The following is a 23,838-nucleotide window of genomic DNA, read 5'->3' as shown; positions in this document are numbered from 1 at the left end:
CTTCGAGGAAGAAGAGAGACCATGGCGACATTCTTGCTTCGCCGGCTCGGCGCGGCCGTTGTACTCGTGTTCGTGATCGCGACCATGACATTCCTGCTGATGAGCATGACCGGAGGAGATCCGGCCCGAAACATTCTGGGAGACGGGGCGACCGTCGAGCAGGTCGCAGCCAAATCTGCCGAGCTCGGGCTCGATCAGCCCCTGGCTGTGCGTTACGTCGACTGGCTCGGGGCCGCCATCACGGGCGACTTCGGCCGGTCCTGGTTCACCAATGAACCGGTGATGACCTCTCTCGCCAACAAATTCCCCGTGTCTCTGTCGGTCGTGATCACGGCCATCCTCGTGACCGCGATCCTCAGCGCGATTCTCGGAGTCACGGCGGCTGTGAAGAGGGGCTGGATCGACCGCTTCGTTCAGATGTTCGCAGTACTCGGCTTCGCGCTGCCGAACTTCTGGGTGGCCCTGATCCTGGTGACCGTGTTCGCGGTCAACCTGAAGCTGCTTCCTGCGACGGGCTTCGTGCCGTTCACAACTGATCCGGGCCGCTGGGCACTCGGGCTCATCTTGCCTGTCGCGGCGCTCGTCGTCGGCACCATCGCCTCCACGGCGCAACAGGTTCGAGGCGCCACCATCGACGTGCTGAGGCAGGATTATGTGCGCACACTGCGCAGCCGGGGCATCAGCCACCGCTCCCTACTCTTCAGGCACGTCCTCCGCAACGCCGCACCTCCCGCGCTCACTGTTCTTTCTCTGCAGTTCGTCGGGCTCCTGGGCGGCGCCATCATCATCGAGAAGATCTTCGCCCTGCCGGGGATCGGCAGCCTGGCCGTGAATGCCACCCTCCAGGGTGACCTTCCACAAATTCTCGGGCTCGTCGTCGTTATGGTCGTTCTCGTCGTCATCGTCAACCTGGTCATCGATCTGCTGACCGGGTGGCTCAATCCGAAGGCGCGTGTCTCATGAGTGAAGTAGTGATCCCGGCAGACGCGGTCGTTCCCGTCGTCGCCTCCGGCAGGCAGAAGCTCTACCGACGCGTTCTCAAGAACCCCATGGCGGTGGTGTCGCTGGTCATCCTCGCCTTGGTCGTGCTCAGTGCCGTTTTCGCCGGCCAGATCACCGGATGGGATCCGGGCCGGGCCGACCTCAACGACGCACTTGCCCCGCCTTTCGGTGAGCATTTGCTGGGTGCGGATGCGTCGGGTCGAGACGTTCTCGCTCGTCTCTTCTTCGGCGCCAGGGTCAGTCTCATCGGGGCCCTCATCGCGCTCGCGACGGCCCTCGCTATCGGAATCCCCACCGGTCTGATCGCCGGCTACTTCCAGGGTTGGTTCGACTCTCTCTCGAGCTGGTTCGCCAGTCTGCTGATGGCCATGCCCGGACTCATCGTGGTTCTCGCCCTGATCTCGGTGATCGGCCCGGGAATGGTCGGCGTCATGGTGACCTTCGGTGCTCTCCTCTCACCGGGCGTATTCCGGTTGACCCGGTCCGGTGTCGTCTCCGTGCGCCGCGAGCTCTACATCGATGCCGCCAAGGTCTCCGGACTCAGCGACTACCGGATCATCTCGCGCCACGTACTCGGGGTGATCCGGGCGCCGCTGGTGATCCAGGCATCCATGATCGCCGGAATCGCCATCGTGCTTCAGGCTGGCCTCGAATTCCTCGGTGTGGGCGACTCGTCGACCGCGAGCTGGGGGCAGATGCTGAGCGAGGCGTTCTCGAACATCTACGTGGCGCCCACCATGATTCTCTGGCCGGGTCTGATCATCGGCCTCACGGTGGGTTCGCTCGCCATCTTCGGCGCCGCGCTGCGCGACACCGTGCAGGGAGCGGAACCCGCGCGGAAGACGCGACGTCGCAAGCCGACGAACGAGGAGGAGACATCGACACGCCGTCTCGATTTGAGCACGGCCGCGACCGCAGCTGTCATCTCGCCCCGCGACGGAGGCCAGGAAGACATCGAGCCGAGCGACGCGCTCCTGGTGGTGCGCGATCTTCAGGTCGGATATCCGCAGCCGGATGGCAGTACGACCATCGTCGTCGACGGCGTCTCGCTGCACGTCGACCGCGGCGAGGTGCTCGGTCTCGTCGGCGAGTCCGGCTCGGGCAAGTCTCAGACGGCTTTCTCGATCCTCGGACTGCTTCCCGACACCGGCGCGATTCTCGGCGGCACCATCTCGTTCGCGGCGCGCACGATCGCTTCGGCCGACGGCGCGGCGCATGGTGCGGCCGCGCTCAGGGGCCGCCAGTTCGGATACATTCCTCAGGAGCCGATGTCGAATCTCGACCCGAGCTTCACCCTCGGATTCCAGCTCGTGGAACCGATGAGGCACATCCTCGGCCTGAGCCGCCCCGCGGCGAAGACGAAGGCGCTCGAGCTGCTCGATCGTGTGGGCATCGCCGATCCTCGTCGAACCTTCGACGCCTACCCGCACGAGGTCTCGGGTGGGATGGCACAGCGAGTGCTCATCGCGGGCGCCGTTGCGTGCGACCCCGAACTGCTGATCGCTGACGAGCCCACGACCGCCCTCGACGTGACCGTGCAGGCCGAGGTTCTCGACCTGCTGCGCGGCCTGCAGCGAGAGCGCAGCATGGGCATGATCATGGTGACTCACAACTTCGGTGTCGTGGCCGACATCTGTGATCGCGTGGCTGTCATGCAGGCCGGGCGGCTCGTCGAGCAGGCCGATGCGCTCGAACTGTTCGACGACCCGCACAACCCCTACACCCGGATGCTGCTCTCCTCGACCCTCGAGGACACCGAGCCGCGCGCGGCGCGCAGTACGCGACCCGTTTCATCGAGAGGAACAGCACGATGACCGACGTCGCGAGTGTTGCAGAGCAGCCGCTTCTGACCATCAGCGGGCTCGAGGTCGAGTTCCCCGTCAAAGGATGGCGCCGCCCGCCGTTCAAGGCGCTGAAGGGCGTCTCCCTCGACATCCTGCCCGGCGAGACCATGGGCCTCGTGGGCGAGTCGGGCTCGGGTAAGACGACCATCGGCCGCGCTGTGCTCGGGCTCGCACCGATCGCGGGCGGCTCGATCAGCTTCGACGGGCGCGACACGACCCGGCTGTCGCGCGCGGATCGACGTGCGCTGAGCGCAGACATTCAGGTCGTGTTCCAAGACCCGTATACGTCGCTCAACCCGGCGATGACCATCGGCGACATTCTCGCGGAGCCTCTTCTCACCTCGGGGACTGCCCGAATCGCCGCTCGGGATCGTATTCGCGAGCTTCTCGACCTGGTCAATCTGCCGTCGGATGCCGCGGATCGTCTGCCGCGCGAGTTCTCCGGCGGGCAAAGGCAACGTGTCGCGATCGCCAGAGCTCTCGCCCTGCGCCCCCGCCTCGTCGTCTGCGACGAGCCGGTCTCGGCGCTCGACCTCTCGACGCAGGCCCGCGTGCTCGACCTGTTCATCGACATCCAGGAGAAGACCGGCGTGGCCTACCTCTTCGTCTCGCACGATCTGAGCGTCGTTCGGCACATCAGCCATCGCGTCGCAGTGATGTACCGCGGTGAGATCGTCGAGACGGGAGATGCCGCCGCGGTCACGGGTGCGCCCGAGCATCCGTACACCCAGCGCCTTCTGATGGCCGCTCCTGTTCCCCACCCGAAGAGGCAGGCGGTGCGCCGCTCCGAGCGGCACGCTCTTCTCGCATCACAGCGGGCATCGGATGCCGCCCGAGAGACCGTTCGATGAGGCTGGTTCTCGCGTCGGGTGTGATTCAGGGATCGACGTCACTCACCAAGCGCGCCGACGTTCAGTGCTACCTCGGCATTCCGTTCGCCGCGTCGCCTGTCGGAGAGTTGCGCTTCCGGCCTCCGCAGCCTGTTGCTCCCTGGGCTGGAGAACTCGATGCGAAGAAATTCGGCCCTGCTGCACCGCAGAACCCCGATCCGTTCATGACGGCCAACGACTACTTTCAGCCGCCGAGTTCGGAAGAGGACTGCCTCAACCTGAACGTCTGGACTCCGCGAGCGGACGCCCTGGCCCGCCCTGTCATGGTGTGGATCCACGGCGGCGGCTACGTCGGTGGCTCCAACTCGAGCGGCCTCAACAACGGAGCAGAACTGGCGGCCACCTTCGACGTGGTCGTAGTCTCGATCAACTACAGGCTGGGCGCACTGGGCTATCTGCAGCTGGGGCACCTGCTCGGCGACGAATTCGCCGATGCGGGCAATCTCGGGGTGCTCGATCAGATCGCGGCACTCGAATGGGTGCGCGACAACATCGCCGCCTTCGGTGGTGATCCGCAGTGCGTGACGGTCTTCGGCGAATCGGCCGGGGGCGCCGCCGTTGCCACCCTGCTTGGCACGCCCCGGTCGGAGGGGCTGTTCCACCGCGCCATCGTGCAGAGCGGAACGGCCGAGCGCGCTCGTGGTCTGCCGGAGTCGGAGGCGATAACGGCGGGCTTCCTCGATGCGGCTGGTCTGACCGAGCAGACCGCCTCACGTCTCCTCGACATGCCACTGCAGGAGTTGCTTGCCGCTCAGCAGCGCTTCGCCGACGAGTTCGCCAAGGGAGTCGTCGGCCTCGCGCTTCCATTCCAGCCGACGATCGACGGCAGGGTGTTGTCGGAACTGCCGCTGGATGCCGTGCGTCGGGGAGTCAACGCCGACGTGCCCCTTCTCGTGGGCACGAATCGCAATGAGGCCTCGTTCTTCACCGAGCCGATGTCGGGAGACGGAGAATCCGTCGAGGCGACCGAAGCCAAGATCACGGCGGTTCTTGCCGAGGAATTTTCGGCGGATGCCAGTGGTCGCGCAGCTGACTACGAGGGAGTCCTCGCCGAGGAGCTCGGTCAGCAGCCTCGTAGCCGGCAGATGCTCGAATCGCTCCTGACTGACAGGCTGTACCGACAGCCTACGAATCGTCTGCTCGATGCGCGCGCGTCCGGCGCAGCCAAAACCTTCGCCTATCTGTTCACCTGGGAGACCCCGCTGTTCAACGGCCGGATGGGCGCCTGCCATGTGCTCGATGTTCCCTTCGTCTTTCGGCAGCTCGATCGAATCGAGGCGGTGTCGCTGGTCGGCGAACATCCGCCGCAGCAGCTCTCTGACTGGATGAGCGCGACCTGGGTGCGCTTCGCAGACACGGGTGTGCCGGTGTCGGCGGCCTTGCCGGAGTGGGTGCCATACGAGCCGAGTGATCGTTCGACGATGGAACTGAACACTCAGCCCGCGCTCCTGAATGATCCGCTCGCGGGCCTCCGTCGGTTCTGGCTCGAGGCGGCAGAGGTGAGCGCATCATGACCCACGACATCGTCTCGGGTGACGAGGCGGCGTCGACCGGCCCCCTCGCCGGCACCCTCGTCGTCGATCTCAGCAGAGCACTGGCCGGCCCGCACGCCGGCATGATGCTCGGTGACCTCGGCGCTCGCGTCGTGAAGATCGAGGCGGTGGGCTCGGGTGACGAGACCCGCCGCTGGGGACCGCCGTTCGTCGGGCCGGAGAACGATCGGCAGTCGAGCTACTTCCTCTCGTGCAACCGAAACAAGGAATCCCTCGCCCTCGACTTGAAGTCGGCGGCGGACATCCGGATTCTCACGGCGCTTCTTGAGCGTGCCGACGTGGTGATCGAGAACTTCCGCACGGGAGTCATGGACAGGCTCGGCCTCTCGATGACCCGGCTGCACGAGATCAATCCTCGGCTCGTGATCCTCTCGATCACGGGCTTCGGCCATGACGGACCTGAGGCGGCCCGCGCTGGCTACGACCAGATCGTTCAGGGCGAGGCAGGTCTCATGTCGATCACCGGATCCGGGCCCGACGATCCCCAACGGGTGGGTGTTCCGATCGCGGACCTGCTGTCGGGAATGTACGGCGCCTACGGGGTACTGGCGGCGCTCATCGAGCGCACGACCACGGGCGTTGGCACGGTTGTGCGAACGTCGTTGCTCTCTGCCGTCGTCGGCGTGCACGCTTTTCAGGGCACCCGGGTGACGGTCGCCGACGAGGTTCCTCAGGCGCAGGGCAATCACCATCCGTCGATCGCGCCCTACGGGCTGTTCGAATGCGCGGACGGGTCCGTGCAGATCAGTGTCGGCAACGAGTCGCTCTGGCAACGCCTCTGTGAGAGGTTCGGCATCGACGGCGCCGATCCGCTGTTGGTCGACAACGCCCAGAGGGTGCGTCACCGCGGGCACACCATTGAGGTCGTCGAGCGAGCGTTCGCCGCGTTCAACGCGGCCGAGCTGCTGGCGGCGCTTTCGGAAGCAGGCATCCCGGCGGGCACCGTGCGCAGCCTCGACGAGGTCTATCGGTGGGATCAGGCGATCTCACAGGGGCTGCTGCTCGAGGTCGAACATCCGACGCTCGGCCCCATCGAGCTTCCCGGCCCGCCCATTCGCTTCTTCACCACAGACGGCGACGCTGAGAGGGAGACGACCAAGCGACGCCACCTCCCGCCGCCTCTGCTCGACGAGCACGGCCCGTCTATTCGAGAATGGCTGGGGGAGGGCGCAACGAGATGACCGCACCACGCACGAGCGCGACCGAGCTGATCTCTCTGCTGACGGATGCCGCCAGTTTTCGCTCGTGGGATGTGGCGCCGATCGACGTGGCTCCCGACGACGCGTATCGCGGCGAGCTGGCTCGGGCGCGGGAACGCTCCGGCGTCGACGAGTCGGTTCTTACCGGCGAAGGGCGGATTCGCGGGCGCAGGGTGGCGATCGTGGCTTGCGAGTTCGGTTTTCTCGGCGGCTCGATCGGCCTGGCCGCAGCCGAGCGACTCGTTCTCGCCATCGAGCGCGCCACGCTCGAAGGACTGCCCATTCTCGCCGGCCCTGCATCAGGCGGAACCCGAATGCAGGAGGGTACCCTCGCCTTCCTATCGATGGTGAAGATCTCGGCGGCAGTCTCCAGGCATAAGGCCGCAGGGCTGCCGTACCTCGTCTATCTCCGGCATCCCACCACGGGCGGCGTGTTCGCGTCGTGGGGCTCGCTCGGCAACGTCACCATCGCCGAGCCGAACGCCCTGATCGGGTTCCTCGGCCCGCGCGTGTACGAGGCTATCTACGGCGAGGCGTTCCCCGAGGGAGTGCAGACGTCGGAAAACCTGTATCGAAACGGCCTCATCGATGGAATCGCGAGTCCCAGGCAGCTTCCTGACCTCGTCGCGCGAGTGCTCACCGTGCTCGACCGCTCCACCTCTACCGCTGCTCCGGTGCCCGAGCCCGAGCGCTGGAATGGCGTGGATGGCGACACCTGGGATTCCGTTCTGATCTCCCGGCGAGCTGACCGTCCCGGCATCCGGGCGCTGTTGCATCACGGCGCTCGGCATGTAGTGCCCCTGAACGGCACTGGTCAGGGAGAGCGCGACCCGGGCCTGGTGCTGGCGCTGGCGAAGTTCGGCTCTATGTCATGCGTGGTCATGGGGCAGGATCGGCAGGCGCAGCGTGCTCGAAAGCCGCTCGGGCCGGCGGCGCTGCGCGAGGCGCGGCGGGGCATGCGGTTGGCGACGGATCTGCGACTTCCGCTCGTCACGGTGATCGATACGCCTGGCGCTGCCCTCTCCACTGAAGCCGAGGAGGGCGGTCTGGCCGGAGAGATAGCGCGCTGCCTGGCCGAACTGGTGATGCACCCGGGGCAGACCATCTCGGTGATTCTCGGCGAGGGAACCGGCGGCGGGGCACTCGCGCTTCTGCCTGCAGACCGCACGCTCGCCGGTCGGCACGCGTGGCTGTCTCCGCTTCCGCCCGAGGGGGCGAGCGCGATCGTCCATCGAGACGTCACGCACGCCCCGCAGATGGCGGCAGCCCAGGGCATCGGCGCGGCCGCACTGCTTGCTGACGGCATCGTTGACTGGGTTGTTCCTGAACTGCCGGATGCCGCGGATGAGGCCGCCGCGTTCTGCGAGCGCGTCTCGTCTAGTCTCGAGTACTTCTTGGCAGAGCTGCGCGAGCAGAGTCCTAGTCCTCGCCTTGAGGCCAGGCTCACCCGATACCGACGACTCGGGCTCGCCTAGCCCGCGAGCTCGCGCGCGGTCTTCAGTGCCGTGGCGGCCAGCACTCCGCTGACCTCGTCATCGTGCATCCAGAGGGGCACCGCCCGCGAACGGATCCCTGCGCCATGAAGGGCGGGAACGGCGGCCGCATCTGTAGCGTCGACGAGCCACGCATCGAGGATGCCGCCATTCGCGCGGGCGCCGTAGTGCAAGCCCACCGCTTCGGCGCTGACTCCGACTCCGATCGTGCTCAGGCACGCGGCGGCCATCCCTCGCACGGCCGAGCCGTCGATGATGGGCGAGACGCCGACGACGGGCGCCGTGGTCTCAGCAAGGGCGTCACGAACGCCTGGAATGTCGAGGGTCGTGCCGATCGAGACGACCGGGTTCGAGGGTGCGATCAGCACGACATCTGCGTCGAGGATGGCGGCACGCGCCTCGGGCGTGACGCTCGCGTTCTCGACGCCGCGCTGCACGAAGCCCTTCGTCGGAATGTTTGCGCGATGCTTCACCCACCACTCCTCGAAGTGGATCTGAGTCTCGACACCGTCGTCGGTGACAGACACGAAAGTGGGTACGTCGGCGTCGGTCACCGGCAGCAGCCGCACGCCGATCGACGGCCATCGAGATTGGATGCGCTCGGTCGCCTCGGTGAGTCGAAGCCCCTCGCGCAGGAAGTGCGAGCGGGCGATGTGCGTACCGAGGTCGAGGTCGCCCAGGGTGAACCAGGGCCAGCCCACGCCGAAAGCGGTGAGCTCAGCGCTCACGCGCTCGGATTCGCCCGCCCTGCCCCAGCCGCGCACCTCGTCGTTCGCGCCGGCGAGCGAGTACATGATGGAGTCGAGGTCCGGGCAGACCTTCAGGCCGGTGAGCCATACGTCGTCGCCGGTGTTGACGATCGCGCTCACATCGTCGGTGTGGCCACCCTCGCCGTCGGGGTGGACGATGGACAGATGATGGCGGAGTCCCCGCAGGAACTTGGCCCCGCCGACACCTCCCGCGAGTACGGCGATCTTCACCAGTCGAGTTTATCGCTGCTGATGCAGGTGCGTTCGACGCCGCTCACGAGGCGCGCGCAGCGGCGGCCAGGAGTGCGCCGATCTGGTCGAAGTCGTCGCGGATGCGACCCGCAGTGATGCGAACGAACTGCTCACTCTCGACCGGCACCGCGTAGAACGAGCTTCCGGCGGCCACCTTGATTCCCGATGCGGCGAGTGACAGGATCGCCGCCTTCTCGTCGCGCACGCGGAGCCACGTGTTGATGCCGTCTGAGGGGGAATGCTCGGCACCCGCACGAACGAGGGCCTCGGAGAGGGCGCGCTGCCGTGCGTGGTACACCCGCCTGGCTTCGGAGATCTGGGTGACACTCGGCGACGCAGTGAGCAATTGGTAGAGAATCGTCTGCAGCATGCGCGAGGTCCAGCCGGGGCCGACCATGCGTCTCGAGACCACTCGGTCGATGATGGAGGTAGGTCCTCCCAGGGCTCCGATGCGCAGATCGGGGCCGTGCGACTTCGCGAAGCTCCGCACATGCAACGTGCGGCGTGGAAACCACTGACCGAGGCTGAACGCCGGCCCCGTGGCGATCTCGCCTGAATGGTCGTCCTCGATGATCACGGGGTCGGAGACGTGTGACTTGGCCCGGATGACGCGCGCGAGTTCTCGCATCCGTTGCTCAGTGAGCGACACTCCTGTCGGGTTCTGCGCTCTGGGCTGAATGATGATGGCTGCGGGATTGAGATCGAGCGCGGCAGCGAGCAGCTCGGGTTTCATTCCCTCGGAGTCGATAGCCACGGGAATCGCCTCGACCCCGAGCTGTTCGAGCAGATCGAAGAAAGGCGGGAATCCGGGGCTCTCTACGACGACCCTGTCTCCGTAACGCACGATCGCCTCGAGCGACCGGCTGATCGCATCCAGCGCACCGTCGAGAATCGTGAGACTGGCCGGCACGAAGGGCCAGGATGCGCGCAGCTGCTTCTCGAGGTCGGGCAGCACACGCGTGTCGAGGTAACTCGCCGTGTCTGCCCGAGTGGGAACGTGGCCCAGCGCAAGCCCGAGATCGGGAAGTAGCAGCGGATCGGGCGTTCCCGTCGACAGATCGAGCCTGGCTACGACATGGGAGCCCGCGAGCTCGCCGAAATGCGGCGGCATCCAGGCCGTCGAGGCCTCGAGCACGTAACTGCCGGCCCGGCCCCGCGAGGTGATGAGGCCCACTTTCGAGAGGGCCTGCCACGCGTTGCTCACCGTTGCCGGGCTCACGCCGAGCGCTGCCGCCACATCGCGCACCGTGGGCAGCCGTTCTCCCGATCGCAGGGCGCCTCCACGGATCAGACGGGAGATGGCTGAGGCGATTCCCTCGGGCGTCTTCGTCTCGACGGCGCTGGTGATGATGTCGAGCACTCCAGCCGTCCTTTCGTGGTGCGGTCGACTCTTGACTTATTTACGCCGACGTCACAATCTGAAATCTAAGAGAAATGTTCAACCCCGACAATAACAAAACGGGGTTCGAGCGGAGATGCTCAGCGAGAGGACGATGCAATGACGGTAGTACGCGCAGCACTCACTCAGGCGACATGGACCGGTGACAAGGAGTCGATGATCGCCAAACATGAGCAATTCGCGCGAGACGCGGCGGCTCAGGGCGTGCAGATCATCTGTTTTCAGGAGCTGTTCTATGGCCCCTATTTCGGAATCATCCAAGATGCGAAGTATTACGACTACGCCGAAGCGGCCGACGGCCCCACTGTGCAGCGGTTCCAGGCACTGGCGAAAGAACTCTCCATGGTCATCGTGCTGCCGATCTATGAAGAGGAGCAGCCCGGCGTTCTCTACAACACCGCGGTCGTCGTCGACGCCGACGGCACCGTGCTCGGCAAGTACCGCAAGCACCACATCCCTAACCTGCAGCAGTTCTGGGAGAAGTTCTACTTCCGCCCCGGCAACCTGGGCTACCCGGTCTTCGACACCGCGGTCGGCAAGGTCGGCGTCTACATCTGCTACGACCGCCACTTCCCCGAGGGCTGGCGCGAGCTCGGTCTGAACGGCGCGCAGATCGTCTTCAACCCGTCCGCCACGAAGCCCGGCCTCTCGAACCGCTTGTGGGAGCTCGAGCAGCCGGCCGCTGCGGCAGCGAACCAGTACTTCATCGGTGCGAACAACCGCATCGGCACCGAGACCGAGGAGTTCGGTGACGACGCGGTCACCTTCTACGGCAGCTCGTATTTCGTCGACCCGCGCGGCAACTACGTCGGCGATGTCGCCTCGACCGACACAGAGGAGATCGTTGTGCGCGACCTCGACCTCGATGTTCTGCGCGAGGTGCGCAACTCGTGGCAGTTCTATCGCGATCGTCGCCCCGACTCCTACGTGGCCACGGTCGCGCCGTAATCGGGAGGCGACAGACATGGCAACGACGCTGATCACCGGCGGAACGGTCGTCTCCTCGACCGGCCGCGCCCGAGCCGACGTGCTCATCGACGGCGAGACGATCGCCGCGGTTCTCGAGCCCGGCTCCGTGCTTCTCGGCACCGAGCTCACCTCGGCGGTCGACACCGTCATCGACGCCACGGGCAAGTACGTTATTCCGGGCGGCATCGACGCGCACACCCACATGCAGATGCCCTTCGGCGGCACCGAGGCATCCGACACGTTCGAGACCGGAACCCGGGCCGCGGCCTGGGGCGGCACCACGACGATCGTCGACTTCGCCATCCAGTCCTACGGCGAGAAAGTGCAGGATGGCCTGGCGGCGTGGCACGAGAAGGCGGCGGGCAACTGCGCCATCGACTACGGATTCCACCAGATCATCGGAGACGTCAACGAGGAGTCGTTGCGCGCAATGGACGGCCTCCTCGACGAGGGCGTCTCGAGCTTCAAACTCTTCATGGCCTACCCCGGCGTCTTTCTCAGCAACGACGGTCAGATCCTGCAGGCCATGCAGAAGTCGGCGGCCACCGGACTCATGACGATGATGCACGCCGAGAACGGATCGGCCATCGACGTGTTCGCGCAGCAGCTGGTGAAAGACGGCTACACAGAGCCCTACTACCACGGCGTATCGCGTCCCTGGCAGATGGAAGAGGAGGCCACGCACCGCGCGATCATGCTGGCGAATCTCACGGGTGCGCCGCTCTACGTCGTGCACGTATCGGCGAAGCAGGCAGTCGGCCAGATCGCCACGGCGCGCGACAACGGCCAGAACGTCTACGGAGAGACCTGCCCGCAGTACCTCTATCTCTCGCTCGAAGACAACCTGGGCGCGGAAGGCTTCGAAGGGGCGAAGTGGGTCTGCTCCACGCCGCTGCGGTCGAAGCACGAGCACCATCAAGACCAGCTCTGGCAGGCGCTTCGCACCAACGACATCCAGATGGTCTCGACTGACCACTGCCCCTTCTGCATGAAGGGCCAGAAGGAGTTGGGCGTAGGCAACTTCACCAAGATCCCCAATGGGATCGGCTCGGTCGAGCACCGCATGGATCTGCTCTATCAGGGCGTCGTCAACGGTCACATCTCGCTGGAGCGTTGGGTCGAGATCACATCCACCACTCCTGCTCGGATGTTCGGCATGTACGGCAAAAAGGGCGTCATCCAGCCCGGTGCCGACGCCGACATTCTGGTCTACGACCCGAACGGCCACACGTCGATCGGCTATGAGAAGACGCACCACATGAACCTCGACTACTCCGCCTACGAGGGCTACGAGATCGACGGCCACGTCGACACCGTTCTCTCGAGAGGAAAGGTCGTGGTCGACGATAACCAGTACCTCGGAGCCAAAGGCGACGGCAGGTTCATCAAGCGCGGCCTCTCGCAGTACCTCATCTAAGCCCGTTCCGCCAACAAGAAGGACGTCATGGAATTCGGCGCAGTACTTCAGACCAACCCGCCCGCCTCCCGCACGGTGCATCTCGCGAAGCTGGCCGAGCAGCATGGCTTCGAATACGTGTGGACATTCGACTCGCACCTGCTCTGGCAAGAGCCCTACGTGATCTACAGCCAGATCTTGAACGAGACCCACCGGGTCAAGGTCGGCCCCATGGTCACGAACCCGGCGACGCGCGACTGGACGGTCACGGCCTCGCTGTACGCCACGCTCAACGAGATGTACGGCAACCGCACCATCATGGGCATCGGCCGGGGCGACTCGGCTGTGCGCGTCACCAACGGTGCGCCGACCACGCTCAAGTCGTTGCGCGAGTCGATTCACGTCATCCGGGAACTCGCCAACTCGCGGCCCGTCGAGTACAACGGCGCCGAGCTGCGATTCCCGTGGAGCGTCGGCAGCGAACTGGATGTCTGGGTCGCCGCATACGGTCCGCTTGCCTTGAAACTCACGGGCGAGGTCGGCGATGGCTTCATCTTGCAGCTGGCCGACCTCGACATCGCCGAGTGGATGATCAAGACCGTTCGCGCGGCGGCTGAGAACGTCGGCCGCGATCCCGACGAGATCGCGTTCTGTGTCGCTGCCCCGATGTACATCGGCGACGACTGGCAGCACATGCGCGACCAGTGTCGATGGTTCGGCGGCATGGTGGGCAACCACGTGGCCGACATCGTGTCGAAGTATGGTTCCGACTCGTCGGTTCCTGCGGCCCTCACCGACTACATCAAAGACCGCGAGGGCTACGACTACAACGAGCACGGCCGCGCCGGCAACAGCCACACAGCCTTCGTGCCCGATGAGATCGTCGACCGCTTCTGCCTGCTGGGCCCGGCCGACGACCACATCGAAAAGTTGAAGAAGTTGAAAGACATTGGCGTGACCCAGTTCGCGGGCTACCTTCAGCACGACAACAAAGAGGAGACCCTCCGCGTATACGGCGAGACGGTCATCCCCGCACTCAAAGAACACATCACGGCCAAAGCATGACCCGAACCGGCTCCCCGCTCGGCCGCCGCGTGCTCCTCGGAGCACTCGGGGTCGTCGTGCTGGCGGCTGTCTGGGAACTCTACAAAGCGCTTGGCCCGGCCACCGGGGTGGTGCTCGGCGACCTCACGGTTCTTCCGCGCACGAGCGATCTCGCGATGCCCCACGTCTGGGACATGGTCGCTCGGTTGTTTCGGCCCGTTCGCTCGTCCGGCGACGACGAGATGATGTGGCAGGCCGTTCTGCAGGCATCGTTCTTCAGCCTCGGCGTCGCCGCGGTGGGATGGCTCGTCGGAGTAGTGGTGGGCATGCTGCTCGCCATCGTGATGCAGCGGTTCCGCACAGCCGAGTCGGCCCTCCTTCCCTGGATCGTTCTGAGTCAGACGGTTCCGCTCATCGCCATAGCTCCTCTTGTCAAGCGATGGGGATCGCAGATCGAGATCGGATCGTTCAGCTGGGAGAACTGGATGTCGGTGGCTCTGATCGCCTCGTATCTCGCGTTCTTCCCCGTCTCGATCGGTGCCCTGCGTGGGCTCGAGTCTCCCGACGTGAACCACGTCGAGCTGATGCGCACCTACTCGGTCGGATGGTGGGCGACCCTTGTCAGACTCCGTCTACCGGCGAGTGTGCCCTACCTGCTTCCCGCGCTGCGCCTCGCGGCCGCCAACGCCGTGATCGGCACCGTCGTGGCAGAAGTCTCGATCGGACTGCGCGGCGGCATCGGGCGCATGATCGTGGAGTACGCCGCCGCGGCCGGAGGAGATCCGGCCAAACCGTGGGCCCCTATCTTCGGGGCCGTCGTCGTCGGCCTCCTGGCCGCGGGCGTCGTCGCCCTGATCGGCCTCGCCCTCACCCGCTACCGTCGAGGAGAGACCCCCGCATGAGCACCGCACCGTCTGCACCGGGCCAACCCATCGCATCCACCCGCCCCGCGGCCGTCTCGGCGACCGGCGTCGGCAAGGTGTTCGCCTCACGCAAAGGCGCGGATGTGACGGCTCTCGAAGCCGTCGACCTCACGATCGCGCCCGGCGAGTTCGTCTCACTCATCGGCCCATCGGGATGCGGTAAGTCGACACTGCTGCGACTCATCGCCGACCTCGACTCGCCGACGAGCGGATCGATCGAGGTGTTCGGTAAGACGGCCAGGCAGGCCCGCATCGACCAGGCCTATGGCATCGCGTTTCAACAGGCGGGGCTGCTGCCCTGGCGAACGGTGCGCTCGAACATCGAGTTGCCGCTCGAACTGCACAAGGTCGGCAAGGCAGATCGCGCGGCGCGCTCGTCGGAGCTGCTCGCACTCGTCGGGCTCTCCGACTTCGCCGACAAATATCCCGACCAGCTCTCCGGCGGCATGCAGCAGCGCGTCGCGATTGCCCGTTCCCTCGCCGAAAGCCCCGGCCTGCTTCTTATGGACGAGCCGTTCGGCGCTCTCGACGAGATGACGCGTGAGCGGATGCAGACCGAACTCGTGCGCATCTGTGCCGAGACCGGGGCCGCCGTGGTCTTCGTCACACATTCGATTCCCGAAGCCGTCTTCCTGTCGAACAGGGTCGTCGTGATGTCGCCCCGCCCCGGACGTATCCGAGATGTCATCGCCGTCGACCTCGGTCGGGCAGAGGGCCGTGGCGAAGGGTTGCGCGAAGCCGACAGCTTCTTCGAGGCGGTTGTGGCCGTGCGCGAAAGCCTGCACGGCGAACCCGCCGGTGCCCCCGCTGCACGAGGGGTCGACCAACGATGAAGCAGACCGCGTCGCTGCCGCGCACGATCCTCGCACCGATCCTTCTCGGTGTGCTCGCGGTCGCGCTCTGGCAGCTGGCCGTGGTGGTACTCGAGATCAAGCCGTTCGTTCTGCCCTCTCCGGTCTCGATCGCAACGGAGTTCTCATCGAGCGTCTCGAGCGTGTGGGCGGCGAGCCTCGTGACGGGGGCGAACGCGCTCATCGGTCTTCTGATCGGCGCGATCGTGGGCATCATCGCGGCCATCATCGCCACCGTGCTGCCGATCACCGACGAGTTGAGTGCACCACTCGTGGCAGCCGCATCGGTGATCCCCATCGTCGCCCTCGCCCCCGTTTTCTACACGATGTTCGGCGCCGACAAAGAGACCGCGAGGCAACTCGTCGCCGCGCTCGCCGTCTTCATTCCGGTCTACCTCAACACGCTGCGCGGGTTGCGTCAGGCCAGACCCGTGCACCGCGATCTGATGAGGGCCTACGGCGCCTCTGCCTGGCAGACGACGCGTGCGGTCACCCTGCCCGGTGCCGTTCCGTTCCTGTTCATCGGGCTGCGCATCGCATCGAGCCTGGCGGTGATCTCTGCTCTCATCGGAGAGTACTTCGGAGGCCCGATCGGCGGACTCGGCAAGTCGATCACCTCTGCCGCGGCATCGAGCAACTACTCGCTCGCCTACGCCTATGTGCTCGGCGCCATCCTTCTCGGCCTCGTGTTCTACGTCGTGACGCTCGGCCTCGAGAGACTCGTCTCCCCGCACCGCGCCTCTGCCTCGGCCCCCTAGAACGTCCGCCTCTTCCCGGCGGCCCTGCACCACCCAGCGCACCATCACAGGAGGAACAATGAAACACAGCAAACGCCTCATTGTCACCGGCGCCATCGCGGCAGTCTCGGCGCTCGCACTCGCGGGCTGCAGTTCGAGCGGCTCAGACGACTCCGCGGATTCCGCAAGCGGAGAGCTCACCCCGGTGACACTCCAGCTGCAGTGGTTCGCCCAGGCGCAGTTCGCGGGCTACTACGCGGCGCTCGACCAGGGGTACTACAAAGACGAGGGTCTCGACGTGACGATCCTCGAAGGCGGCGCCGACATCGTTCCGCAGGACGTGCTGTCGGGCGGAGATGCGGACTACGCGATCTCGTGGGTGCCCAAGGTGCTGGGGTCGATCGAGCAGGGCGCCGAGATCACCGACGTGGCACAGATCTTCGAACGCAGCGCGACCACGCAGATCTCGATGAAAGACAAGAACATCACGACCGCCGCCGATCTCGAGGGCAAGAAGGTGGGCAGCTGGGGCTACGGCAACGAGTGGGAGCTCTTCGCCGGCATGCAGAAGGCCGGAGTGGACGCGTCGAAGATCGACCTCGTGCAGCAGGCGTTTGACATGAACGGCTTCCTCGCGGGCGACATCGATGCGGCCCAGGCCATGACCTACAACGAGTACGCGCAGGTGCTCGAGTCGACCAACCCGGCCACGGGCAAGCTCTTCACCCCAGACGACCTCAACGTGATCGACTGGAACAAGGAGGGCACGGCCATGCTTCAGGACGCGATCTGGGCCGACTCGGCCAAGCTCGCCGATGACGACGCCTACGCCGACCAGACCGTCAAGTTCATCAAGGCCTCGATCAAGGGCTGGATCTACGCGAAGGACAACCCGGAGAAGGCAGCAGCTATCGTGACCGCCGCGGGCTCTACTCTCGGTGAGAGCCACCAGCTGTGGATGACCAACGAGGTCAACAAGCTGATCTGGCCGTCGACCTCCGGCGGCATCGGCATGATCGACGAGGATGCCTGGAAGCAGACCGTCGACATCGCCATGGGAACCAAGAACGAGACCGGCGCAACCGTGATCTCGGCCGAGCCGCCGGCATCCGCTCACACGAATGAGTACGTCGAGAAGGCCCTGGCCGAACTGAAAGACGAGGGAGTCGACACCGAAGGCGCCGACTTCACGCCCATCGACGTCACCCTGAAAGCCGGCGGCGAGTAACAGCCATCCGACACCACGGACTGCTTCGCTGATCGAGTAGCCCGCGCGACGAAGGAGCCGGGCGTATCGAGATCAATACGATCTCGATACGCTCGTTCCTCGCTACTCGATCAGCGCAACCTCCACAGAAAGAACAGGCACCACCGTGATTCCCACCTCTGACGTCGGCAAGCGCGCGTACGACCTCGACCGGGCCTACGTCTTCCACTCGTGGTCGGCGCAGGCCGCCCTCGACCCCATGGTCATCGCCGGCGGCTCCGGCACGCGCGTCTGGGATCACGACGGCAACGAATATCTCGACTTCTCGAGCCAGCTCGTCAACGTGAACATCGGCCACCAGCATTCGGCGGTGCGCGACGCGATCAAGGCGCAGGCCGACGTGCTCACCACCGTCGCGCCCGCCCACGCAAACCTCGCCCGAGGCGAGGCGGCCCGGCGCATCCTCGATCGTGCGGGGGAGGGTTTCAGCAAGGTCTTCTTCACAAACGGCGGGGCGGATGCGAACGAGAACGCGATCCGCATGGCCCGGCTCTACACGGGTCGCGACAAGGTGCTGTCGATGTATCGCTCGTATCACGGCAACACCGGTGCCGCCGTCGTTGCGACGGGGGATTGGCGCCGCGTGCCGAACGAGTATGCGCGTGGACACGTGCACTTCTTCGGCCCCTTCTCGTATCGCTCGGAGTTCTGGAGCGACAGCCCTCAGCAGGAGAGCGAGCGGGCTCTGCATCACCTGCGCCGCGTCATCCAGAGCGAGGGTGCGGCGTCGATCGCGGCCATCCTCATCGAGACGATCCCGGGCACGGCGGGTGTGCTCGTTCCTCCGCCCGGATATCTCGCGGGAGTGCGGGCGCTCGCGGACGAGTTCGGCATCGTGCTGATCTTCGACGAGGTCATGGCGGGCTTCGGCCGCACAGGCGACTGGTTCGCGTTTCAGTCGCTGCCCGACTCCTCGGGAGAGATCACCGTTCCCGACCTCATCACCTTCGCCAAGGGAGTCAACTCGGGCTATGTGCCGGTCGGCGGTGTGATCATCTCGCCAGCCATCGCAGCCGCGTTCGATGAAACGGTGTTTCCGGGAGGGCTCACCTACTCCGGGCATCCGCTCGCCATGGCGTCGATCGTGGGTGCGCTCGATGCGATGGAGAGCGAAGGCATCGTTGCCAACGCGAAGCGTGTGGGAGCTGATGTCATCGGGCCGGGCCTGCGTGCGCTGCAGGCCAAGCATCCATCGATCATCGGCGAGGTGCGCGGCCTCGGCGTCTTCTGGGCGCTCGACCTCGTGGCCGATTCTGAGACACGCGAGCCCGTGTCGCCCTCGGTGATCGGGGCGCTGAAGAAGACCCTGCTCTCGCTCGGCCTGCTGCCCTTCTTCGCCGACAACAGGCTGCACGTGGTGCCGCCCTGTGTGGTGACCGACGACGAGGTGGCCCGGGCGCTCGATCTCTACGATCAGGCGTTCTCGAGCCTCTAGATCTGCTTCTGCACCGGTCCTTCGCTGATCGAGTAGCGCTCGCGACGAAGGAGCAGCGCGTATCGAGATCACTGCCGACCGTGATCTCGATACGACAGCAGGCGGCCTACTCGATCAGCGTGTGCGAGGTCGACCTTTCCTAGACTGTGCACTATGGACGTCGGACGACTCAATCTGTTGCGCGAACTCGCAGAGCGGGGGAGCATCACCGAGGTGGCGAAAGCCACCCATCGCACCGCGTCGGGCATCTCGCAGCAGCTGCGCAAGCTCGAGTCGGAGGCGGGGCTGCCGCTGACCGAGAAGGTGGGCCGTGGCATCGCCCTGACCGACGCGGGCAGGGCCTTGGCGCGCAGTGCGACCGACGTGGCTATCGCGCTCGAGAAGGCCGAGGCCGTGTGGGACGAGTTCCGCAACGACCCCACGGGCACGGTGTCGCTTGCGACCTTCCCGACCGCGGGGCAGATGCTGCTGCCGGGAATGCTCAAGCGCGTGGCCGAGACCGGCGGGCTCACGGTTCACTGCTCCGATAGAGACCCGGAGTCTGAGGGCTTCCCTGCGCTCACGAGCGACTTCGACATCGTGCTGGCGCACTCGCCGAAGCCGGCCGCCTTCTGGAACGACAAGAATCTGCTCGCCATTCCGTTGATGACAGAGCCGCTCGACATCGCGCTTCCTCCCGGGCATCGCCTCGCCGACAAGGAGTTCCTGGTGCCTTCCGATCTCATCGGCGAGCAGTGGATCGGGGTGCCCTGGGGCTACCCCTTCGAACGCACACTCAACGACATCTTCGAGGCCGCGGGCGTTCCGGTGAACTTCTTCCAACGCTTCGGCGATACCCGCGTGACAGAGGCGTTGGTGGCTGCGGGCCTCGGCGTCGCCGTGCTGCCGTGTTACACGGCGGCCGGCGCGTATCCCGGCCGCATCGTGCTCAAGAACCTGCAGGGTGTCGTCGCCGAGCGGCACATCGCCATTCTGATGCGCCCCGACCGTGCAGAACGCTTGGCCGTGCGCACCGTGGTGGATGCGCTGCGCGCCGAAGCGGCCGCCGTGGTCGAGGCGAACAAGCACCGCAACCCGCCGGCCGCCTAGGCGGTCATATCAGTTCTTCGGCGTCGCCCTGCGCAGAATGAAGTAGCCCGTGATGGCGGCGATGACCGTGGGCACGAGGCTCCAGGCGATCACGCCCGACGGACCGTTCGAGTCGAGCCAGGCACCCACCGAAGGCCAGCTATTCGTGAACGACACCAGCGCGATGCCGGCGATCAGCACGAGGCCGAGGGTTCCGAAGAGCACGAGCATGCCGTTGTTACGCCAGCGCTGGTAGATGGTCGCGATAGCCGCGCCGACGAAGTAGAAGAACAGATACGTCGCGAAGTAGAGCCCGAAGCGCTCGATCCACGACGCATCCGCTCCGCCGAAGTAGTAGCTGGCGAACATCGTGCCGCCGAGCCCCCAGCCGCCGGTCGCCACCTCGATGGTCGCCAGGATCGTGAGGCACGCGCTGTAGACCGCCGAGAGTGCGATGAAGGTGAGCGCGCTGCCCAGCCAGAAATCGCGTCTCGTCACACTGAAGCCCAGCGCGAACGGGAAGGTGAAGGCCACGGCCTGGATCCCCAGCACCAGCATGTACACGAAGATGTAGAACAGCGCCCCTGAGTACGAGATGCCGTCGCGCGCATCTGCCCTGTCGGCCTCGCTCGAGACCGACGCGAAGATGATCCACCAGATCGCGACGTTCACGACGAAGATGCCCGCCATGATCAGCCACGGCACGGCGAAGACGCTGTAGCGGTTCACGAGGTGCAGCCGAACGACGGCGAGGATGTTCGAGGCGCCGCCGGGTCGGCCGATCCGCGCTTCGTCGAGGGTGGGTTGAGTGAGGGTGCTCATGCGCTCTGCTCCAATACGGTCTGGCTGCTTCCGGTTAGGCGCACGACGAGTTGCTGCAGTGACACGGGCGACAGTTCGAGTCCTGTCTCGGTGGCGCGTGCGCGATCCTGTGGGGTGAGACGGCCGACTGTCACCGAGGCGAGACCGCCGATTCCGTCGCGGTGCAGTACCTCGCGGTCGGCCACGAAGGCGTCGACGGCCTGCCTCGTGCCGACCACGGTCGTGGCCGATCCGCGCAGGGTCTCCGCGTCTTCATCGATGAGCAACTTGCCCTCGTCGATCACGAGAACGTGCTCGAGCAGATTGCTGACCTCGTCGATGAGATGCGTCGAGAGAATGATGGTGCGCGGATGCTCGCCGAAGTCCTCGAGAAGCCGGTCGTAGAAGATCTGCCGCGCCACGGCATCCAGACCCAGATACGGCTCGTCGAAGAACGTCAGCGGGGCTCGGGATGCGAGCCCGACGATGACGCCGATGGCTGACAGTTGGCCGCGGGACAGCTTCTTGATGCGTCGATTCAGCGGCAGCCGAAAGTCTTTGATCAGGCGGTCGGCGAACTCGGCGTCCCAGTTGGGAAAGAACCAGGGCGCGCTGGTGAAGACGTGCCGCGGCTTGAAGTCGTCGGGGTAGCGCTGGCTCTCTTTGATGAAGCAGACGTTCTTCAGCACGCCCGAGTTCTCGACCGGGTGCTCTCCGAAGATGCGGATGTCGCCCTGCGTCGCGAAGTCCTGGCCGGTCAGCAGCTGCATGAGCGTGGTCTTGCCGGCCCCGTTGCGACCGAGCAGCCCGTGAATGGTGTTCTTCTGAACGCTGAAGCTCACATCGTCGACGGCGGTTGTGTCGCCGAAGCGGCGGGTGAGGTGCGATACCTCTACTACTGCACTCATGCTGTGCCTTCCTTTCTGATCATGTCGATCAACTGCGTTTCTCTGATGCCGAGCTTCTCGGCCTCGACTATCAGCGGTGCGATGAATTCGTTCTGGAACTGGTCTCGGCGCTTGGCCACCAGTCGTTCGCGCGCGCCGGATGCCACGAACATGCCGATGCCGCGCTTCTTGTAGAGGATGCCGTCGTCGACGAGCACGTTGACTCCTTTGCCTGCTGTTGCCGGGTTGATGCGATGGAATGCGGCGAACTCGTTCGTCGACGGAACCTGCGTCTCTTCGGGCAGTGCGCCGGCGATGATCTCGTTCTCGATCAGCTCGGCGATCTGCACGAAGATCGGTCGAGAGTCATCCACGACGCTTCCCCTTCGTTGGTTCATTACTCATGTAACTAACCAACCAGGCGGCGCGGGTTCTGTCAACACTTTTTCTCGCGCACCCTCGGGGGACGCCTCGCGGCGATCGGCGGTAGACTCGAATGTTGTGAACAAATTCAAGAAGACGCCCTACACGGTGGGGGTGCACGATCTCATCCACCGTCCCGGCGAGATGCGCGAGCACGAGCTCGAGATCGTTGTTCCCGAGAAGCTCGGAGAAGGCCTTGTGGCCGTTCAGGCCGACTCGATCCTCGACGTAGACCTGCGTCTGGAGGGCCTGCACGACGGCATTCTGGCCTCGGTTCATGTCTCTTCAACGGCCGACGGGGTCTGCGGGCGCTGCCTCACCGACATCCATCTGCCAGTAGAAGTCGAATTCCAAGACGTTTTCGCGTATTCTCTTGACGAAGCTTTTGATTACTCGGTTCTCGACGATCACGTCGACCTCGAACCGATGATCAGGGATGCGGTGGTACTTTCACTGCCGTTCCAACCGGTCTGTCGGCCGGATTGCCCAGGACTAGACCCGGAGACGGGTGAGAAGCTGGCCGATCAGCCGCATGACGAACCCCAGCAGATCACCGATCCGCGCTGGGCTGCGCTCGCCGGCTTCGAAGCTTCCACACAGACTGACCAAGCAGACACCGACGCCGCCGCGCGACCCGAGTGACCTGAACGATAGAGAAAAGAGAAGATCATGGCTGTTCCGAAGAGAAAGATGTCGCGGGCTTCCACCCGCATGCGTCGCGCTCAGTGGAAGGCTACGGCCCCCACCCTCGTCAAGACGATCGAGAACGGCAAGACTGTCTACAGCCTGCCGCACCGCGCCAAGATCGTCGAAGACTCCGCAGGCACCCCCCTGTTCATGGAGTACAAGGGCCGCAAGGTCGCAGACATCTAAGACTCCTGCTGTCGGCAACGACAACAGATGCGTCACCAAGGAGCGCCTCGATGGTTTCTGAACACGAAACCGACGGGTCGCTCCTTTTGGCGACTCTGCAGATCGATCTTCCCGACGATCTGCTCGAGCTCGCCCTGACTCACCGCTCCTACTCGTACGAGCACGGCGGCATCCCCACGAATGAGCGCCTCGAGTTCCTCGGCGACTCGATTCTCGGCCAGGCTGTCACTGTCATGCTCTACCGCCGCTTCCCCGACCTCGAAGAGGGCGAACTGGCCAAGCGTCGCGCCAGCCTCGTGTCGACGGTCGCTCTCGCCGAGATCGCTCGTGGCATCGAGCTGGGGCGCTTCGTTCGATTGGGCCGGGGTGAAGAGCTCACGGGTGGGCGTGACAAGCCGTCGATTCTCGCCGACACGATGGAGGCGGTCATCGGAGCCAGCTATCTGGGCGCTGGTCCGGATGCGGCGACCGCCTTGGTGCTGCGTCTCGTAGCCCCCCTCGCGACTGCTCCGGGTCACTTCCGTATCTCCATGGATCCCAAGACGTCCCTTCAGGAGGCCGCTGGGCAGAAAGGTCTTGCCGCTCCTGTATACGAGTTGAGCGAATCGGGGCCGGATCACCAGAAGGTGTTCGTGGCCACCGTGCGCGTCTCGAACGCGGCAGGCGTCGTCGTTGTGCAGGCCACGGGCGAGGGTCCGTCGAAGAAGCAGGCCGAGGCATCCGCCGCTCGAGATGCTGTGGCCACACTGAAGGCTCTACCGACCGAAGCGGCATCGGCGTAGA

At 65.2% G+C, this 23,838-nt stretch carries 23 protein-coding genes; 18 read left to right on the top strand and 5 right to left on the bottom strand.

Translation table 11 applies throughout. The features are described from left to right. Window positions 1-21: 21 nt before the first annotated feature. From B9Y86_RS00975 to B9Y86_RS00950, 6 genes are read left to right on the top strand one after another with little or no spacing between them, the layout of a single operon-like run. Window positions 22-963 (top strand): ABC transporter permease, encoded by a 942-nt coding sequence (locus B9Y86_RS00975; protein WP_085482090.1) that lies wholly within the window; start codon window positions 22-24, stop codon window positions 961-963. Further along, window positions 960-2,816: a dipeptide/oligopeptide/nickel ABC transporter permease/ATP-binding protein gene (locus B9Y86_RS00970; protein WP_085482088.1), complete on the top strand. Its 1,857-nt coding sequence runs from the start codon at window positions 960-962 to the stop codon at window positions 2,814-2,816. The genes B9Y86_RS00975 and B9Y86_RS00970 overlap by 4 nt, the downstream gene beginning before the upstream one ends. After that, entirely contained in the window at window positions 2,813-3,697 is an 885-nt protein-coding gene (locus B9Y86_RS00965; RefSeq protein WP_085482086.1) for an ATP-binding cassette domain-containing protein, read from the top strand. The genes B9Y86_RS00970 and B9Y86_RS00965 overlap by 4 nt, the downstream gene beginning before the upstream one ends. Further along, window positions 3,694-5,250 carry a carboxylesterase/lipase family protein gene (locus B9Y86_RS00960; RefSeq protein ID WP_085482084.1) on the top strand — a complete coding sequence of 519 codons (1,557 nt, stop codon included), beginning with the start codon at window positions 3,694-3,696 and terminating at the stop codon, window positions 5,248-5,250. The genes B9Y86_RS00965 and B9Y86_RS00960 overlap by 4 nt, the downstream gene beginning before the upstream one ends. Then, window positions 5,247-6,470 carry a CaiB/BaiF CoA transferase family protein gene (locus B9Y86_RS00955; protein WP_085482082.1) on the top strand — a complete coding sequence of 408 codons (1,224 nt, stop codon included), beginning with the start codon at window positions 5,247-5,249 and terminating at the stop codon, window positions 6,468-6,470. The genes B9Y86_RS00960 and B9Y86_RS00955 overlap by 4 nt, the downstream gene beginning before the upstream one ends. After that, entirely contained in the window at window positions 6,467-7,963 is a 1,497-nt protein-coding gene (locus B9Y86_RS00950; RefSeq protein ID WP_085482080.1) for a carboxyl transferase domain-containing protein, read from the top strand. The genes B9Y86_RS00955 and B9Y86_RS00950 overlap by 4 nt, the downstream gene beginning before the upstream one ends. Here the strand turns inward: B9Y86_RS00950 and cofD are convergent. Together cofD and B9Y86_RS00940 are read right to left on the bottom strand one after the other, a co-directional pair. Beyond that, window positions 7,960-8,961: a 2-phospho-L-lactate transferase gene (cofD, locus tag B9Y86_RS00945; protein WP_085482078.1), complete on the bottom strand. Its 1,002-nt coding sequence runs from the start codon at window positions 8,959-8,961 to the stop codon at window positions 7,960-7,962. The two genes, B9Y86_RS00950 and cofD, sit on opposite strands and share 4 nt — an antisense overlap. Before the next feature lie 43 nt (window positions 8,962-9,004). Beyond that, window positions 9,005-10,342 (bottom strand): aminotransferase class I/II-fold pyridoxal phosphate-dependent enzyme, encoded by a 1,338-nt coding sequence (locus B9Y86_RS00940; RefSeq protein ID WP_085482076.1) that lies wholly within the window; start codon window positions 10,340-10,342, stop codon window positions 9,005-9,007. 138 nt (window positions 10,343-10,480) lie between these two features. On the opposite strand from B9Y86_RS00940, the gene B9Y86_RS00935 reads away from it, so the two are divergent. The 9 genes from B9Y86_RS00935 (at window position 10,481) to B9Y86_RS00895 (ending at window position 20,092) form a co-directional block, all read left to right on the top strand. After that, window positions 10,481-11,329, top strand: coding sequence for a nitrilase-related carbon-nitrogen hydrolase (locus B9Y86_RS00935; protein WP_085482074.1), 849 nt, complete (start codon window positions 10,481-10,483; stop codon window positions 11,327-11,329). A 16-nt stretch (window positions 11,330-11,345) separates the two neighbouring features. Then, window positions 11,346-12,767, top strand: coding sequence for a dihydropyrimidinase (gene hydA / locus B9Y86_RS00930; RefSeq protein WP_085482072.1), 1,422 nt, complete (start codon window positions 11,346-11,348; stop codon window positions 12,765-12,767). Between the two features lie 27 nt (window positions 12,768-12,794). Continuing rightward, window positions 12,795-13,811, top strand: coding sequence for a TIGR03842 family LLM class F420-dependent oxidoreductase (locus B9Y86_RS00925; RefSeq protein ID WP_085482070.1), 1,017 nt, complete (start codon window positions 12,795-12,797; stop codon window positions 13,809-13,811). Then, window positions 13,808-14,692, top strand: a complete 885-nt coding sequence (locus tag B9Y86_RS00920) for an ABC transporter permease (RefSeq protein WP_085482068.1) — start codon at window positions 13,808-13,810, stop codon at window positions 14,690-14,692. The genes B9Y86_RS00925 and B9Y86_RS00920 overlap by 4 nt, the downstream gene beginning before the upstream one ends. Beyond that, a complete protein-coding gene (locus B9Y86_RS00915) occupies window positions 14,689-15,546 on the top strand; it encodes an ABC transporter ATP-binding protein (protein WP_085482066.1) in 858 nt (285 codons plus the stop codon). The genes B9Y86_RS00920 and B9Y86_RS00915 overlap by 4 nt, the downstream gene beginning before the upstream one ends. Next, the gene (locus B9Y86_RS00910) at window positions 15,543-16,322 is read left to right on the top strand and encodes an ABC transporter permease (RefSeq protein ID WP_085482064.1); all 780 of its coding nucleotides are present in this window, start codon (window positions 15,543-15,545) and stop codon (window positions 16,320-16,322) included. The genes B9Y86_RS00915 and B9Y86_RS00910 overlap by 4 nt, the downstream gene beginning before the upstream one ends. A gap of 58 nt (window positions 16,323-16,380) precedes the next feature. Beyond that, complete coding sequence (locus tag B9Y86_RS00905; RefSeq protein ID WP_085482062.1) at window positions 16,381-17,529, top strand: ABC transporter substrate-binding protein; 1,149 nt, start codon at window positions 16,381-16,383, stop codon at window positions 17,527-17,529. Window positions 17,530-17,674: 145 nt separating this feature from the next. Then, window positions 17,675-19,003 carry an aspartate aminotransferase family protein gene (locus tag B9Y86_RS00900; protein ID WP_139824675.1) on the top strand — a complete coding sequence of 443 codons (1,329 nt, stop codon included), beginning with the start codon at window positions 17,675-17,677 and terminating at the stop codon, window positions 19,001-19,003. 153 nt (window positions 19,004-19,156) lie between these two features. Next, on the top strand, window positions 19,157-20,092 hold the full coding sequence (locus tag B9Y86_RS00895) for a LysR family transcriptional regulator (RefSeq protein ID WP_085482060.1): 936 nt from the start codon (window positions 19,157-19,159) through the stop codon (window positions 20,090-20,092). Window positions 20,093-20,101: 9 nt separating this feature from the next. Here B9Y86_RS00895 and B9Y86_RS00890 read toward each other — a convergent pair whose 3' ends face one another. From B9Y86_RS00890 to B9Y86_RS00880, 3 genes are read right to left on the bottom strand one after another with little or no spacing between them, the layout of a single operon-like run. Next, the gene (locus B9Y86_RS00890) at window positions 20,102-20,893 is read right to left on the bottom strand and encodes a hypothetical protein (protein ID WP_085482058.1); all 792 of its coding nucleotides are present in this window, start codon (window positions 20,891-20,893) and stop codon (window positions 20,102-20,104) included. Then, window positions 20,890-21,780: an ABC transporter ATP-binding protein gene (locus tag B9Y86_RS00885; protein WP_085482056.1), complete on the bottom strand. Its 891-nt coding sequence runs from the start codon at window positions 21,778-21,780 to the stop codon at window positions 20,890-20,892. Before B9Y86_RS00885 ends, B9Y86_RS00890 begins: the two co-directional genes overlap by 4 nt. Next, complete coding sequence (locus B9Y86_RS00880; protein ID WP_176223213.1) at window positions 21,777-22,157, bottom strand: GntR family transcriptional regulator; 381 nt, start codon at window positions 22,155-22,157, stop codon at window positions 21,777-21,779. Before B9Y86_RS00880 ends, B9Y86_RS00885 begins: the two co-directional genes overlap by 4 nt. 103 nt (window positions 22,158-22,260) lie before the next feature. On the opposite strand from B9Y86_RS00880, the gene B9Y86_RS00875 reads away from it, so the two are divergent. The 3 genes from B9Y86_RS00875 to rnc are packed head-to-tail and all read left to right on the top strand — an operon-like array spanning window position 22,261 to window position 23,837. Further along, window positions 22,261-22,824 (top strand): YceD family protein, encoded by a 564-nt coding sequence (locus tag B9Y86_RS00875; protein ID WP_244894573.1) that lies wholly within the window; start codon window positions 22,261-22,263, stop codon window positions 22,822-22,824. Window positions 22,825-22,851: 27 nt separating this feature from the next. Then, window positions 22,852-23,055: a 50S ribosomal protein L32 gene (gene rpmF, locus B9Y86_RS00870; protein WP_044442139.1), complete on the top strand. Its 204-nt coding sequence runs from the start codon at window positions 22,852-22,854 to the stop codon at window positions 23,053-23,055. 50 nt (window positions 23,056-23,105) lie between these two features. After that, window positions 23,106-23,837, top strand: a complete 732-nt coding sequence (gene rnc, locus B9Y86_RS00865) for a ribonuclease III (RefSeq protein WP_085482052.1) — start codon at window positions 23,106-23,108, stop codon at window positions 23,835-23,837. Window position 23,838 lies beyond the last annotated feature (1 nt).

The sequence above is a fragment of the Agreia pratensis genome, from assembly GCF_900177685.1.
Lineage (GTDB): Bacteria > Actinomycetota > Actinomycetes > Actinomycetales > Microbacteriaceae > Agreia > Agreia pratensis.
This window is presented reverse-complemented; position numbering and strand designations above follow the sequence as displayed.

Coding starts and splice junctions, on each gene's coding strand:
- B9Y86_RS00905 (WP_085482062.1), top strand. CDS start 16,381: ATGAAACACAGCAAACGCCTCATTGTCACCGGCGCCATCGCGGCAGTC.
- B9Y86_RS00965 (WP_085482086.1), top strand. CDS start 2,813: ATGACCGACGTCGCGAGTGTTGCAGAGCAGCCGCTTCTGACCATCAGC.
- B9Y86_RS00935 (WP_085482074.1), top strand. CDS start 10,481: ATGACGGTAGTACGCGCAGCACTCACTCAGGCGACATGGACCGGTGAC.
- B9Y86_RS00915 (WP_085482066.1), top strand. CDS start 14,689: ATGAGCACCGCACCGTCTGCACCGGGCCAACCCATCGCATCCACCCGC.
- rnc (WP_085482052.1), top strand. CDS start 23,106: ATGGTTTCTGAACACGAAACCGACGGGTCGCTCCTTTTGGCGACTCTG.
- B9Y86_RS00955 (WP_085482082.1), top strand. CDS start 5,247: ATGACCCACGACATCGTCTCGGGTGACGAGGCGGCGTCGACCGGCCCC.
- B9Y86_RS00895 (WP_085482060.1), top strand. CDS start 19,157: ATGGACGTCGGACGACTCAATCTGTTGCGCGAACTCGCAGAGCGGGGG.
- B9Y86_RS00885 (WP_085482056.1), bottom strand. CDS start 21,780: ATGAGTGCAGTAGTAGAGGTATCGCACCTCACCCGCCGCTTCGGCGAC.
- B9Y86_RS00925 (WP_085482070.1), top strand. CDS start 12,795: ATGGAATTCGGCGCAGTACTTCAGACCAACCCGCCCGCCTCCCGCACG.
- B9Y86_RS00890 (WP_085482058.1), bottom strand. CDS start 20,893: ATGAGCACCCTCACTCAACCCACCCTCGACGAAGCGCGGATCGGCCGA.
- B9Y86_RS00880 (WP_176223213.1), bottom strand. CDS start 22,157: ATGAACCAACGAAGGGGAAGCGTCGTGGATGACTCTCGACCGATCTTC.
- B9Y86_RS00960 (WP_085482084.1), top strand. CDS start 3,694: ATGAGGCTGGTTCTCGCGTCGGGTGTGATTCAGGGATCGACGTCACTC.
- B9Y86_RS00970 (WP_085482088.1), top strand. CDS start 960: ATGAGTGAAGTAGTGATCCCGGCAGACGCGGTCGTTCCCGTCGTCGCC.
- B9Y86_RS00950 (WP_085482080.1), top strand. CDS start 6,467: ATGACCGCACCACGCACGAGCGCGACCGAGCTGATCTCTCTGCTGACG.
- B9Y86_RS00975 (WP_085482090.1), top strand. CDS start 22: ATGGCGACATTCTTGCTTCGCCGGCTCGGCGCGGCCGTTGTACTCGTG.
- B9Y86_RS00910 (WP_085482064.1), top strand. CDS start 15,543: ATGAAGCAGACCGCGTCGCTGCCGCGCACGATCCTCGCACCGATCCTT.
- rpmF (WP_044442139.1), top strand. CDS start 22,852: ATGGCTGTTCCGAAGAGAAAGATGTCGCGGGCTTCCACCCGCATGCGT.
- B9Y86_RS00920 (WP_085482068.1), top strand. CDS start 13,808: ATGACCCGAACCGGCTCCCCGCTCGGCCGCCGCGTGCTCCTCGGAGCA.
- hydA (WP_085482072.1), top strand. CDS start 11,346: ATGGCAACGACGCTGATCACCGGCGGAACGGTCGTCTCCTCGACCGGC.